The 14,493-nt window shown below is 34.4% G+C and carries 12 protein-coding genes; 4 read left to right on the top strand and 8 right to left on the bottom strand.

Translation table 11 applies throughout. The features are described 5' to 3' along the window. Positions 1–162 precede the first annotated feature (162 nt). Positions 163–459 carry an isoamylase early set domain-containing protein gene (locus HNQ90_RS10765; protein WP_144115803.1) on the top strand — a complete coding sequence of 99 codons (297 nt, stop codon included), beginning with the start codon at positions 163–165 and terminating at the stop codon, positions 457–459. 211 nt (positions 460–670) lie between these two features. Here the strand turns inward: HNQ90_RS10765 and HNQ90_RS10760 are convergent, their stop codons facing one another. From HNQ90_RS10760 to HNQ90_RS10740, 5 genes are all read right to left on the bottom strand, one after another. Next, positions 671–1,495: a thymidylate synthase gene (locus HNQ90_RS10760; protein WP_144115802.1), complete on the bottom strand. Its 825-nt coding sequence runs from the start codon at positions 1,493–1,495 to the stop codon at positions 671–673. 269 nt (positions 1,496–1,764) lie between these two features. Further along, positions 1,765–3,294, bottom strand: a complete 1,530-nt coding sequence (locus HNQ90_RS10755) for a NupC/NupG family nucleoside CNT transporter (RefSeq protein WP_144115801.1) — start codon at positions 3,292–3,294, stop codon at positions 1,765–1,767. Positions 3,295–3,309: 15 nt separating this feature from the next. Beyond that, positions 3,310–3,933, bottom strand: a complete 624-nt coding sequence (locus HNQ90_RS10750) for a bifunctional nuclease family protein (protein ID WP_144115800.1) — start codon at positions 3,931–3,933, stop codon at positions 3,310–3,312. 146 nt (positions 3,934–4,079) lie between these two features. Then, a complete protein-coding gene (locus tag HNQ90_RS10745) occupies positions 4,080–5,039 on the bottom strand; it encodes an electron transfer flavoprotein subunit alpha/FixB family protein (RefSeq protein ID WP_144115799.1) in 960 nt (319 codons plus the stop codon). A gap of 103 nt (positions 5,040–5,142) precedes the next feature. Beyond that, positions 5,143–5,889: an electron transfer flavoprotein subunit beta/FixA family protein gene (locus HNQ90_RS10740; protein WP_144115798.1), complete on the bottom strand. Its 747-nt coding sequence runs from the start codon at positions 5,887–5,889 to the stop codon at positions 5,143–5,145. 156 nt (positions 5,890–6,045) lie between these two features. On the opposite strand from HNQ90_RS10740, the gene HNQ90_RS10735 reads away from it, so the two are divergent. Both HNQ90_RS10735 and HNQ90_RS10730 read left to right on the top strand, forming a co-directional pair. After that, positions 6,046–7,023 (top strand): pyruvate dehydrogenase complex E1 component subunit beta, encoded by a 978-nt coding sequence (locus HNQ90_RS10735; protein ID WP_144115797.1) that lies wholly within the window; start codon positions 6,046–6,048, stop codon positions 7,021–7,023. 63 nt (positions 7,024–7,086) lie between these two features. Continuing rightward, positions 7,087–9,594: a DUF5686 and carboxypeptidase-like regulatory domain-containing protein gene (locus HNQ90_RS10730; protein ID WP_144115796.1), complete on the top strand. Its 2,508-nt coding sequence runs from the start codon at positions 7,087–7,089 to the stop codon at positions 9,592–9,594. Positions 9,595–9,653: 59 nt separating this feature from the next. Here the strand turns inward: HNQ90_RS10730 and HNQ90_RS10725 are convergent, their stop codons facing one another. The 3 genes from HNQ90_RS10725 to metK form a co-directional block, all read right to left on the bottom strand. After that, positions 9,654–10,196 carry an Hcp family type VI secretion system effector gene (locus HNQ90_RS10725; RefSeq protein WP_144115795.1) on the bottom strand — a complete coding sequence of 181 codons (543 nt, stop codon included), beginning with the start codon at positions 10,194–10,196 and terminating at the stop codon, positions 9,654–9,656. Between the two features lie 152 nt (positions 10,197–10,348). Next, entirely contained in the window at positions 10,349–10,786 is a 438-nt protein-coding gene (locus HNQ90_RS10720) for a DUF4174 domain-containing protein (RefSeq protein WP_144115794.1), read from the bottom strand. Positions 10,787–10,950: 164 nt separating this feature from the next. Further along, entirely contained in the window at positions 10,951–12,204 is a 1,254-nt protein-coding gene (metK, locus tag HNQ90_RS10715; protein ID WP_144115793.1) for a methionine adenosyltransferase, read from the bottom strand. A 606-nt stretch (positions 12,205–12,810) separates the two neighbouring features. On the opposite strand from metK, the gene ilvD reads away from it, so the two are divergent. Further along, the gene (gene ilvD / locus HNQ90_RS10710) at positions 12,811–14,493 is read left to right on the top strand and encodes a dihydroxy-acid dehydratase (RefSeq protein WP_144115792.1); all 1,683 of its coding nucleotides are present in this window, start codon (positions 12,811–12,813) and stop codon (positions 14,491–14,493) included.

Genomic DNA, 14,493 nt, shown 5'->3' with positions numbered 1-14,493 from the left:
ATTAATTGGGAATTTATTATGTACTCCACTGTTTTAAAGAATACATTTTGCCAAATCGATAATTTTTTGAAAGTAAAGAGTCTTAAATAGTTACGTATTTTAATTTGTTAGTAAATTTGTAGCGCTATTAAATATTAAATTAAAATATTAAAACATAGAATTATGGCTATTAAAAAACAATTTTTAAAAAGTAAACCAGTTTGTAAAGTAACTTTTACTGTACCAGCGGAAGATGCAAAAAAGGTATCTGTAGTTGGGTCATTTAACGAATGGAATGCTAAAAAAGCACCGCTAAAAAAATTAAAAAACGGATCTTTTAAAGGAACTGTTGATATTGAATCTGGTAGCTCTTACGAGTTTAAATATGTTGTTGATGGTGTTTACGTAAACGACGACGCAGCCGATGCTTATGCATGGAACGATTTTGCTGGAGCAGAAAACGGGGTTATAAACCTATAATCACGCTTACATATAACTAAAAAGCACCTTGTTTAAGGTGCTTTTTTTTGTTTTAGCTAATTTAAAATATTTCTATTGGCGTTACCCGAAAAGGGTCGGGCTTTTCACTACAAGTCCTCGCACCTCCTACGTCGGGCTGTGGGCTTTTCATTTCAATCCCTAACGCACTTGCCAGTTATTGCACGTTTTTTAATGCTAAATTTCGAGATTATTAAATAGCTACAGCGCCTTTAATATGCGGATGCGGATTGTAATCAACCAAAGTGAAATCTTCAAAATCAAAGTCGAAAATATCCTTAATATCAGGATTTAATATCATTTTTGGCAACGGACGAATATCTCTAGAAAGTTGTAATTCTACCTGCTCAAAATGGTTGCTGTAAATATGTGCATCACCAAAGGTGTGTATAAATTCGCCAGCTTCATAACCGCAAACTTGTGCCATCATCATGGTAAATAAAGCATAACTAGCAATGTTGAAAGGTACCCCTAAAAATATATCGGCACTACGTTGGTATAATTGGCAAGACAGTTTTCCGTTAGCTACATAAAACTGAAAAAAGGCATGACAAGGCGGAAGCGCTGCTTTACCATTAGCTACATTTTCGCTAAAGCTTTTAGAGGTATCTGGTAAAACCGATGGATTCCAAGCAGAAACCAACATGCGTCTACTATTCGGGTTGTTTTTTAAGGCCTGTATAACCTCCTTAATTTGGTCAATTTCATCACCATTCCAATTACGCCATTGGTAACCATAAACAGGTCCTAAATCGCCATTTTCATCGGCCCATTCATTCCAAATACGCACACCGTTTTCGGTAAGGTATTTGGTGTTTGTATCACCTTTTAAAAACCAAAGTAATTCGTAAACAATAGATTTTAAATGCAGTTTCTTGGTTGTTACCATAGGGAAACCCTCACTTAAATCGAATCGCATTTGGTGTCCAAAAACACTTTTAGTTCCTGTACCTGTGCGATCTCCTTTTTCATTACCGTTTTCTAAAACGTGTTTTACTAAGTCGTGATATTGTTTCATAAGCGTCATGCCTGTGTATACAGGAATCTCATTAAATTAAACTTGATTTTATTGTCCAAATCGAATGACTTGAACAGTTGATTCGAAAGGGGACAAAATGATATAAATTATCAGTGATTAAAAATAGAAAATAAGAGTTGAATCCGTTTAAAGTAATTCTGAATAATATCAAAAGTTATTAACTAGTAGAAATATGTACTATGCAGAAGGTTTATGGAAAGGCATTTTAAGCTTTCAGACTATGAGATTCCGACCTTTCCAGAAATTTACTACCCAATAATCATTCCAGCAATAGTAGCCGAAATTAACGACGCAATAGTACCACCAATTAAGGCTTTCATTCCAAATTTAGAAAGGGTTTTACGTTGGCCCGGGGCCAAAGAGCCAATACCACCAATTTGAATACCAATTGAGGCAAAATTAGCAAAGCCACATAACATGTAAGTAGCCATAATTATAGATTTCTCATAATTAAGATGCACCAGGTTCGATGCTTCTTTTAAGTCTCTTAATTGAATATAGCCAATAAATTCGCTAGCAGCCAATTTAATACCTAATAGTTGTCCCATTAGCGCCATATCTTCTTTAGCAACCCCAATAAGCCACATAAGTGGAGCAAATAGGTAGCCCAAAATAAGTTCTAGCGATAAGTTTTTGTAAGTCGTGTTTGCGGCAATCCAACCATTAACAGAAGTAATATCTCCAATCCACCCCAAAATACCATTAAACATGGCAATAAAGGCCACAAATACTAATAGCATAGCACCAACATTTACTGCTAGTTTTAAACCTTCGGTAGTACCATTAGCAATAGCATCTAAAAAGTTAGAGCCTATTTTTTCTTGTGATACCGATACGTCTGTGTTTACATCTTCGGTTTGCGGGTATAATATTTTTGAAATTACAATAGCTCCTGGAGCAGCCATTACAGATGCTGCCAATAAATGCTTTGCATAAAATAATCTTAATTCTGGATCGTCTCCACCAAGAAAACCAATATAGGCCGCCAATACTGCGCCAGCTACTGTGGCCATACCACCAATCATCACTAACAGCATTTCAGACTTATTCATTTTTTCCAAATAAGCCTTAATAAGCAGTGGTGCTTCGGTTTGTCCTAAAAATATGTTTCCGGCAACACTTAAACTTTCTGCTCCAGATATTTTTAAAGCTTTGGAAAGTAACCAAGCCATTACTTTTACTACTTTTTGAATAATTCCTAAGTAGAAAAGTACTGATGTTAATGCCGAAAAGAAGATGATAGTAGGTAATACTTGAAAGGCGAAAATAAAGCCAAAAGTATCCATATCTACTACTAAGCCTTCAAATAGAAATTTACTACCTGCTCTTGTAAAATCTAGTACGCTAACAAATAAACCACCAATAAATTCGAAAATAGTTTTAATAAATTCAACCTTTAATACACCTATTGCTATAAGTAATTGAAACGCTAACCCAATACCAACAATTTTCCAATTAATGGCTTTTCGGTTACTACTAAAAAGAAAGGCGACAAAAATTAAAGTTATCATACCTAATACGCCTCGCCATAAACTATTTAAAGAGAATCCTTGGCTAGGTGTAATGGTATTAGCTGTATTTGTAGGAATATCTGCTTCTGTAGGAGTTTTTATTTTGGTTTCAGCCAAATTAATGGTAGCAGAATCTATTAAAATTGTTTCGGTTTCCGAAACGTTTTTAATAAGTTCGGTAGCATCTGTTTTGTCTATATCTTGCGCTATAACTGATGGGGTGAAACATAAAAAGATTATAGCAAGGAGCAAAAACAGCTTTTTCATACTAAAAATTAAAGGTTATTCTCGTTTTGAGATTTCATCACGAATATGAGCCGCTTTCTCATAATCTTCATTAATAACGGCTTCTTCAAGCATGGTTTGAAGTTCTTCTAAAGTTTTACCATGAAAACGCTCGCGAGGTTCTTCTTTAGGTTCTAATTCAGAAGCTACTAACTCATCCATTAAAATACTATCTTGAGATTCGTTTTCTTCTTCTTCTTTAGGATTCACTTTAAGGTAAATACCAGCTTTGTCTAGAATATTTTTATAAGTAAATATTGGTGCTTGAAAACGAAGTGCTAATGCAATAGCATCACTAGTTCGTGCATCAATAATTTCTTCAATTTTATCGCGTTCGCAAATTAAACTTGAGTAAAATACGCCATCTACCAACTTATGGATAATAACTTGTTTAACAACAATATCAAATCTGTCGGCAAAGTTTTTAAACAAATCGTGTGTTAATGGGCGAGGAGGACTAATTTCCTTTTCTAATGCAATAGCAATAGACTGCGCTTCAAAAGCTCCTATAACAATAGGTAGTTTACGGTCGCCATCCACTTCATTTAAAATTAAAGCATATGCGCCATTTTGTGTTTGGCTATAGGAAATGCCTTTTATATTTAATCTTACTAAACTCATAATGTATTAAAAACGCAAAGAACTGCTTAAATTAGAACTTTACCAACTGCACAAGGCAATTTTAAGTCAAAATGCTAATTTAAGCAGTTCTATAGTATTATACCAATTATAATTTAAAAATAAGCTATAATTGGTATTATAAAATATTATTGCTGTGCTTTAAAGGCTTTTAATTTTTCTATTAATTCTGGCACGACTTGAAAAGCATCACCAACCACTCCATAATCTGCAGCTTTAAAGAAAGGTGCTTCTGGATCTGTATTGATAACTACTTTTACTTTGGATGCGTTAATACCAGCTAAATGCTGAATCGCTCCAGAAATACCAATAGCTATATATAAGTTTGATGCTACGGGTTTACCTGTTTGCCCAACGTGTTCGCTATGTGGACGCCATCCTAAATCTGAAACCGGTTTAGAACAGGCTGTTGCTGCACCTAAAACATCGGCAAGTTCTTCAATCATACCCCAGTTTTCTGGACCTTTTAATCCACGACCGGCAGACACTACTATTTCAGCATCGGCAATAGATACTTTATCGGTAGCTTTATCAACAGATTCTACTGTAACCCCTAATTCTGGAATTGAAGGTGAAAACTCTTCCGCGGAAGCGCTACCACTATTTTCAATTAATCCAAAGGCATTATTAGATACACCAACAATTTTTACATCGGTGTTAATTTGAGTGTTTTCGAAAGCTTTGTTAGTAAATGCGGTACGTTTTACAGTAAACGGACTCGTGCTTGATGGTGCTGCAACCACATTTGTTGCATAACCTGCATTTAAACCTACAGCCAATAGTGGTGCTAGGTATTTACTATCTGCACTAGAACTTACAACTACAACTTGTGCACCTTCGCTTTCGGCGGCTTGTTTAAGAGCTGCTGCGTATGCATTTGCGTTAAATTTATCTAGTTGTGAGTTGCTTATATTTAATACTTTATCTACGCCGTAAGTTCCTAAAGCGCTAGTGTCGTTTGCGTTAATGGCTACAGCCGTAACCGTAGTTCCTAATTGATTAGCAACTGCTTTTGCATAAGAAGCTACCTCGAAAGCTGTTTTTTTAAAGGCGCCTTGTTCTGATTCTGTATATACTAAAACTGACATAATAATTTTGTTTTTTTTGTCATTCCCGTAAAGACGGAAATCTTATTATTTTACGTTAACATCCAAAGATCCTGAAATAAATTCAGGATGATTTAATTTATAATTAAATCACCTTAGCTTCGTTATGAAGTAAGCTTACTAATTCGTCTAAATTATCTGGCGATACTAAAGTAACCGCACCTTTTGGAGTTGGTTTTTCAAACGAAACCGATGTTGTTTCTTGATTTGCATCTACAGGATCTACTACATTTAATGGTTTTTTACGTGCCATCATAATACCTCTCATATTTGGTATACGTAAATCACTTTCTTCAACCAATCCTTTTTGTCCGCCAATAACTAATGGCAGCGATGTTGAAACGGTTTCTTTACCACCATCAATTTCTCTTACAGCTTTTGCCGAAGTACCATCAATTTCTAACCCAATACAGTTATTTACAAAATTAGCATTAAGTAAACCTGCAACCATTCCAGGAACCATTCCGCCATTATAATCAATCGATTCACGACCAGCAATAACTACATCGTATCCACCTGTATTTGCCACATTGGCTAATTGTTTTGCTACAGAAAATCCATCGGTAGCAACTGTGTTTACACGAATAGCTTCATCTGCTCCAATAGCTAATGCTTTTCTTAAAGTTGGTTCAGTTTCCGCTCCACCAACATTAACAACAGTAACTGAAGCTCCTTGTTTTTCTTTAAACCACATAGCACGTGTTAAACCAAACTCGTCATTTGGGTTGATAACAAATTGAACACCATTTGTATCAAATTTAGTATCGTTATCGCTAAAATTAATTTTTGATGTTGTATCTGGTACGTGACTTATACACACTAATATTTTCATTTTTTTATGTATTTAGATGTCTTATTTTTTTTAGTTTACGAAGTTAATTATAAAATTTCGAATATTTACTATGCGTGCATAATAAATTTTAAAAAAAACTTATGAGAGGGTATCTCATTTATTGTTATTTTTGCTATTCGAATCAAAATATATTCAATGAAGACAATTCAATTTAGAGAAGCCATTTGCGAAGCAATGAGCGAAGAGATGCGCAGAGACGAAAGCGTGTATTTAATGGGTGAAGAAGTAGCTGAGTATAACGGAGCTTATAAAGCATCAAAAGGTATGCTTGATGAATTTGGAGCAAAACGTGTTATCGATACGCCTATTGCAGAACTTGGTTTTGCTGGTATCGCTATCGGGTCTACAATGACTGGAAACAGACCTATTGTAGAGTACATGACCTTTAACTTCTCTTTAGTTGGAATTGATCAAATTATAAATAATGCTGCAAAAATTAGACAAATGTCTGGTGGGCAGTTTAAATGTCCTATTGTATTTCGTGGGCCAACAGCGTCTGCAGGACAATTAGGAGCAACACACTCGCAAGCTTTCGAAAATTGGTTTGCAAACACACCAGGTTTAAAAGTAGTAGTGCCATCTAATCCATACGATGCAAAAGGACTATTAAAAGCCGCTATTAGAGATGACGATCCGGTTATTTTTATGGAAAGTGAGCAAATGTATGGTGATAAAGGTGAAGTGCCAGAAGGAGAATATATTGTGCCACTTGGTGTTGCCGATATAAAACGTAAAGGTACAGATGTAACAATCGTATCTTTTGGTAAAATTATAAAAGAAGCTTACAAAGCTGCCGATGAATTAGAGAAAGAAGGTATCTCTTGTGAGATTATCGATTTACGTACCGTTCGTCCTTTAGATAGAAAGGCTATTGTAGAATCGGTTAAAAAAACAAACAGATTAGTAATTTTAGAAGAAGCATGGCCTTTTGGAAATGTATCAACTGAAATAACATATTTAGTGCAGTCTGAAGCATTTGATTATTTAGATGCTCCAATTGTTAGAATTAATACTGCAGATACACCTGCAGCTTATTCTCCTGTTTTAATGGCAGAATGGTTACCGGATTATACCGAAGTTATCAAAGCTGTTAAAAAGGTGCTATATAAATAAAACAACATTTTTTACGTTATATAAACTTCATTAGCATAATTGTTGATGAAGTTTTTTTGTATTATGAATATAAGACTAATTATTGCCCTATTCTACCTCGGATTATCTTCTGTTTTTGCACAAACTAAAGTTAGTGGTTTTGTGTACGATGAATTTAATGAACCTGTTTCCTTCGCAAATATTGTGTTTAAAGGATCTACAGAAGGTACCATAACTAACGAAAACGGAAAATTCTATTTGGAGTCTGATGACACTTGGGATGGTTTAATCGTTTCCTTCATTGGATACGAAACTTTAAATGTGCCTTTAGAAAAAAAGGTGAATTACAATTTAAAGTTTATTCTTAAAGAAGAAACTGCGGAGCTAAATGCGGTGCTTATTGTGTCTGGAAAACAATCTAAAAAAAATAATCCAGCCATAGATATTCTAAGAAAAATTTGGGCGCATAAACGAAGTAATGGTTTAAAGCAATTTAAACAATACGAGTACGATAAATACGAAAAAGTAGAATTCGATTTAAACACCATAGATAGTGCGCTTATTAAAAGTAAACTGTTTAGGGGTATGGAATTTGTTTTTAATGAGGTCGATACCTCTAACGTTACAGGAAAAACCTATTTACCAATTTTTATAAACGAAGCCGTTTCAAAAGTATATGGCGATAATGTTATTAATAAAACCAAAGAAGATTTATTAGGAAATAAAAACTCTGGGTTTAGCGATAACCAAATTATTATCGATTTTATAGACGATTTGTATTCCGATTTTAGCGTGTACGATAATTACATGAAGTTCTTCGATAAGAGTTTTGTGAGTCCTTTATCTACAACAGGGGTTAATACCTATAATTATGTTCTAGCCGATAGTTCTTTTATAGATAATAAATGGTGTTATAATATTATTTACTACCCAAGACGAAAAAACGAACTAACTTTTAAAGGCGATTTTTGGGTAGCAGATACTACCTATGCTATTAAAGAAATTAATTTACAAGCCTCTAAAAGTGCCAATATAAACTGGATTAAAGAAATTTATATCGAGCAAGAGTTTGAGGTTTTAACCGATTCTCTGTTCTTGGTAACAAGAGATTATATGCTATCGGATTTTGCTTTTAATAAAAAGGAAAAGTCTCGTGGTGTTTACGGAAAGCGTACTACCTTATACAATAATTATAAGTTTGATATTGAAAAGGATAAAAAATTCTACGATGCCGAAGTTTATAATTTTGATAAGGATATTTATAATAGAGATGACGAATTTTGGGGTGAAAACCGATTAGAAGCACTAAATAAGGACGAGAAAGGTGTTTATAAAATGTTAGACACTTTAAAAACGGTTAAAAAGTTTAAACGCCTTTATAATTTAGGAAGTATTTTAGCTTCGGGATATATCGAATTTAATTCACTGCCATTAGATTACGGACCCGTATTTTCAACCTTTGGATATAACGAAGTTGAAGGTGTACGCTTAAGAACTGGAGGGCGAACCTATTTTGGGCCTAACGATTTATGGCGATTGGAAGGCTTTTTAGCCTACGGATTTGACGATGATAAATTTAAATATGGTATTTCGGGTAAATGGTTAATCGATAAAAAAAGCCGACTCATTATTTCTGGAGGGAATAGGCGAGATATCGAGCAAATAGGAGCGAGCTTAACAACCAGTACCGATGTGTTGGGTAGAAGTTTAGCATCATCATCAGTAGTAGGAACAAGTACAAACGATAAGCTTACCAATATTAATTTAACCAGTTTAGCCGTTGAAGCAGAGCCTTGGCGTAATGTTATATTTAGATTAGGCGGCAATTATAGAACCCTAGAATCGGCATCGCCAACCTTTAGTTTAGATTATAATACACCAACAGGTATAGCTTCGGAAATAACACAATTTGAATCCAACTTATCGGTGTCCTATTTTCCTGGGCGTAAAATGACTGGTTTTGGTGTGGAGCGTAGAGTAGCTAACGATTATTATTCACGTTTATTTGCGCAAGTAACGCGAGGCGATAAAAGTTTATTTAATAGCGATTTCGATTATACTAAAGTACAGTTCTCATACACCCAACCTTGGCAAATGGGTGGTTTTGGAAGGTTAAATACCACTTTTGAAGCCGGTAAAACCTTTGGCGAAGTGCCACTTGGTTTGCTAAGTGTTATTCCAGGAAATCAATCGTATTTTTCAATTTACAATACGTTTTCGCAACTTGATTTTTACGAGTTTGTGTCCGATACCTATGCCTCTTTTCATTTCGAGCATAATTTTAATGGACGCTTATTTTCTAGAATACCGTTTCTACGCAAGTTGAATCTGCGAGAAATTGTAAGTGTACGTGGCGTTATGGGAAGTATAACAGACGAAAATGTTGCTTTAAGTAATGTGCCTAGTAACCCAAACAATATTCAGTTAGTGGCACCATCAAACGAGCCGTATTACGAATACAGTCTAGGAGTAGGTAATATTTTTAAAGTGCTTAGAATAGACTTTAATTTTAGAGGAAACTATAAAGATAAAGTACTTTATCCTGAATCTAGAAAGTTTGGTGTTACAGGGAGTTTTGGGTTTTACTTTTAGTACTCATATACTTAATGCATAGGATTTTAAGCTGTAATTGCTATTGTAGTAAAATGAGCTTAAATTCCTGTAGCTAAATTATATGATATTTCATTTACACCAGATTTAGTAATGTATTTTACTGTGATTTTATCGAATTTAAGATCAATAATTTCTTGACGATTAGAGCTAGCGTCTATTTGATGCTTGCTAATTAAAACATTTTTAAGGGTTATTACCAAATAAGGATTCTGCGATTCTGATTCTGGGTTAACTAGGCTAATGGTTGTCTCTGGAAAGAATTTGCCTTGTAAGTTTGCTAACATTAAATAAGGTGTTGCTGCATCAATTTTTTTTACTAGCGAAATTGGAGATACAGTAGCTCTAGCTCTGCTTCTTCCACTACCTGTTTGTGCAGATTTTAATTGTTCAGATAAAGAAGCTAATCCGTAAATTTCAATTTCTCTGGCATAAGCTTTTGATTGTGATTCTCCATCTATATCTGGAATTTTTACAAAACCAATTACAGTATTTGCCGCCATTGGATTTTCATGTGTGCTTTGAGCGTTTAACGTTGTCGAAAACATAAATATACCGATAAATACTACTAGTGCTTGTTTCATAATAAATTGATTTGCTTAAAGTTAGGTAATTTTTTAAGAATTTCAAATCAATTATTATTATAAAATGTTAGGGCAATAAAGTGAAGTATTAAACTAGTTTTTATTGTTATTGTTTATGGAAGTTGTTAGCGTTTAATGTGTAATAAGGAGTGTTATTTGCGCGAACGAAGCTTTAATTCAGATTTTCGCATGGGCATAACATCTATAGTCTCAAATAACTTTTCGCAAGTAAGTAAATGGGGTTGTCTTAGTTTTATACCGCCATCTAAACCAATTAATACTACTTCCAAAGAGGAGTTTTTAGATTTATATTTTTCATAGGTTTTGGATGAATTTTGCCATGCTTCATCTAGTAAACTTTTTGTGTAACTATGTTTTTTTATTTGATAAACAATAAGTTTACGATCGGTAAGTCCGTTTTCGTGTGCCAGTAATTCTTTTATTTGATTCTGAAACGCAGAAGTATCAGCATCATCTGTTAGTACTAATAAAACTCGATTTTCCCATTGATGTGATGCTATATTTTGAGACATGCCTTTATTCGCGCTAATAATCGAAATTACAAAAAAAAGGATTTTAAATACCTTCATTTTTCACGGGTTTGGGGAGGTTAGTTTAACTGTTTCTTACGGATATAAAATCATTTCAATATTTTATACCCAACAGTAAACGAAGTTAGCAAATTTTCTCACAAAGTCAAACCAACAAAAAAAGACCACCTTAAAAAAGTGGTCTTTAAAATATTTATTAAGCTTTACAACCCAAAAGCAATCTTTACTTTATCAACATAATCTAGTTTTTCCCAAGTAAATAGCTCAACATCTAGTGTTATGCTTTCGCCATTAGGCTGAGAAAAAGATTTAGTAACGGTTTCGTTTTTACGTCCCATGTGTCCGTAAGCAGCAGTTTCGCTGTACATTGGCGAACGTAATTTTAAACGTTCTTCAATAGCAAATGGTCTCATATCGAAAATTTTAGATACTTTTTCGGCAATTTCACCATCGGTTAAATTAAAAGGGCAAGTTCCGTAGGTATCTACAAAAATCCCCATGGGCTCAACAACACCAATAGCATAACTTACTTGTACTAAAATTTCATCTGCAACACCAGCAGCAACTAGGTTTTTAGCAATATGTCTTGTGGCATACGCAGCACTTCTATCTACCTTACTTGGATCTTTTCCAGAAAATGCACCACCACCGTGGGCACCTTTACCGCCGTAGGTATCTACAATAATTTTACGTCCTGTTAAACCAGTATCGCCATGCGGGCCGCCAATTACAAACTTTCCTGTTGGGTTTATGTGGTATTTAATATCGTTGTTAAATAACTTTTGGATAGCTTCAGGAAGTTTAGCAACTACTCTTGGTATTAATATCTCAACAATGTCTTTTCTAATTTTAGCAAGCATAGCTTCATCTTCATCAAAATCGTCATGCTGTGTAGATACTACAATAGCATCGATACGTTGTGGAACGTTATCGTCACTATATTCAATAGTAACTTGACTTTTAGAATCTGGTCTTAAATATGTAATGTCTTTTACTTCACGACGTAATTCGGCAAGTTCAAGTAAAATTCTGTGCGATAAATCTAATGCCAAAGGCATGTAGTTTTCGGTTTCGTTGGTTGCGTAACCAAACATCATACCTTGATCGCCAGCGCCTTGTTCTTCTTTACTACCACGATCTACACCTTGACTAATATCATCCGATTGTTCGTGAATAGCAGAAAGCACACCGCAAGAATTTCCATCAAACATATACTCGCCTTTAGTATACCCAATTTTATTGATAGTGTCTCTAGCAATTTTCTGAACATCTAAATAGGTTGTCGATTTTACTTCGCCAGCAAGTACTACTTGTCCTGTTGTTACTAAGGTTTCGCAAGCCACTTTCGATTCTTTATCAAAAGCTAAAAAATTATCTATTAATGCATCACTAATTTGATCAGCTACTTTGTCTGGGTGTCCTTCAGATACACTTTCTGAAGTGAATAAATATGCCATAATTATTATTTTACGGTAAGATTTGACGAGAACGTCGAAGGAAGTTTACACTGCCTTTAGCATTTTTGTTCACATTACCTTAAATTGTAATGTAAAGAGGTTGCAATCAGTCAAATCTTTCCTCTATTATTATTTCCGCAAAAGTAAAAAAATAAAAGAATATGCGTGTCTGTTTTTGTTTTTTTTGGCAATAAGTTGGCTGTTAAAGTTTAAATACAAATATTTGCATGAAGCCGATGAAAAACCATTTTTTAAATATCGATCCTATTTATGTCCTTGTGATTATTTCATAAGGCAACGGAAAGGTATTTTAAATCAAACTTAAATATAATATCCTTCCTAAATTCGGAAGGTTTTTTTATGAAGTTTTTTTTGGTTTTGAACATCATAAAAATATGAATCTAAGTTACTGATAATAAGGTGTTTGAATTGATTTTTATAGTCGTGGATTTAACCTGGAAAAACAAAGGTTAGCGGCTATAAGAAGCTAATAAATTAATTTCGACAAGTTGTTTTGGTGAAATTGAAGAGTTTTCAATAAAAACCTTAATTAACTAAGAATACAAAAATAAAATAAGCTAAAGACTAAAGTTGTTTGCAATAAATATGAAAGAACTTAATAAACATAGTAAAAGACTAACACAGGACGAATCTCAACCAGCATCTCAAGCCATGTTATACGCAGTAGGTTTAACTGATGAGGACATGAATAAGGCTCAAGTGGGTATTGCGAGTACCGGATATGATGGGAACCCATGTAACATGCATTTAAATAATTTAGCTGCCGAGGTTAAAATTGAAACTAAAATTGCAGGTTTAGTTGGATTAGGATTCAACACTATTGGTGTAAGTGATGGTATTTCTATGGGAACTTCGGGTATGAATTACTCTTTAGCATCTCGCGATATTATTGCAGATTCTATTGAAACAGTAATGAACGCTCAAAGTTATGATGCTTTAGTATCTGTAGTTGGATGCGATAAAAATATGCCAGGAGCTGTAATGGCTATGTTACGTTTAAACCGTCCGTCTATTATGATGTATGGAGGTACAATTGCCTCTGGTAAATATAAAGGAAGAAAATTAAACATCGTTTCGGCTTTCGAGGCTTTAGGGCAGAAAGTAGCTGGCGAAATTGGTGAAGAAGAATATAGAGAAATTATAAAGAGTGCTATTCCAGGAGCAGGAGCTTGTGGTGGTATGTATACAGCAAACACAATGGCTTCGGCAATTGAATGTATGGGGTTTGCATTACCATATAACTCGTCTATTCCAGCCGAAAATCCTAATAAATTATCTGAAAGCGAAAGAACAGCAAGAGCTATTAAAAACCTTTTAGAATTAGATTTAAAACCATTAGATATTATCTCTAAAAAATCTATTGAAAATGCAATTGCATTAGTGAATGCTTTAGGAGGTTCTACAAATGCGGTATTACACTTTTTAGCTATTGCACATGCGGCAGATATCGATTTTACATTAGAAGATTTTCAGCGTGTAAGCGACAGAACACCGTTAATAGCAGATTTAAAACCATCTGGTAAATACCTTATGGAAGATGTTCATGGTGTTGGTGGAACGCCAGCAGTAATGAAGTATTTATTAGATAATGGTTATTTACATGGTGAGTGTTTAACAGTAACAGGAAAAACTTTAGCTGAAAATTTAGCGGATGTTGAACCACTTTCTTTTGAAGACGATCAAGATGTTATCTTTCCAAAGGATAAAGCATTAAAATCTTCAGGTAACTTACAAATCCTTTATGGAAACTTAGCGACTGAAGGTGCGGTAGCAAAAATATCAGGTAACGAAGGTTTATTATTTGAAGGTAAAGCTGTGGTTTACGATGGTGAGCAAGCTGCAAATACTGGAATCTCTAATGGTGAAGTAGAAAGAGGTGATGTTGTCGTCATTAGATACGTAGGTCCAAAAGGAGGTCCAGGAATGCCAGAAATGTTAAAACCAACCTCATTAATTATGGGAGCTGGTTTGGGGAAATCTGTAGCATTAATTACAGATGGCCGTTTTTCTGGTGGTACACATGGTTTTGTTGTGGGGCATATTACGCCAGAAGCACAGAATGGTGGAACTATTGGATTATTAAAAACAGGAGATAAAATTAGAATTAGTGCAGAAGATAACTCTATTAACGTTTTACTATCTGATGAAGAAATAGCAGAAAGAAAAGCGCAATGGATACAACCAGCATTAAAACACAATAAAGGAATATTATACAAATACGCAAAAACGGTAGCATCGGCTTCAAAGGGCTGTGTAACGGATTTGTAA

It is taken from the genome of Algibacter amylolyticus, from assembly GCF_014202225.1.
Taxonomy (GTDB): domain Bacteria; phylum Bacteroidota; class Bacteroidia; order Flavobacteriales; family Flavobacteriaceae; genus Algibacter_B; species Algibacter_B amylolyticus.
This window is presented reverse-complemented; position numbering and strand designations above follow the sequence as displayed.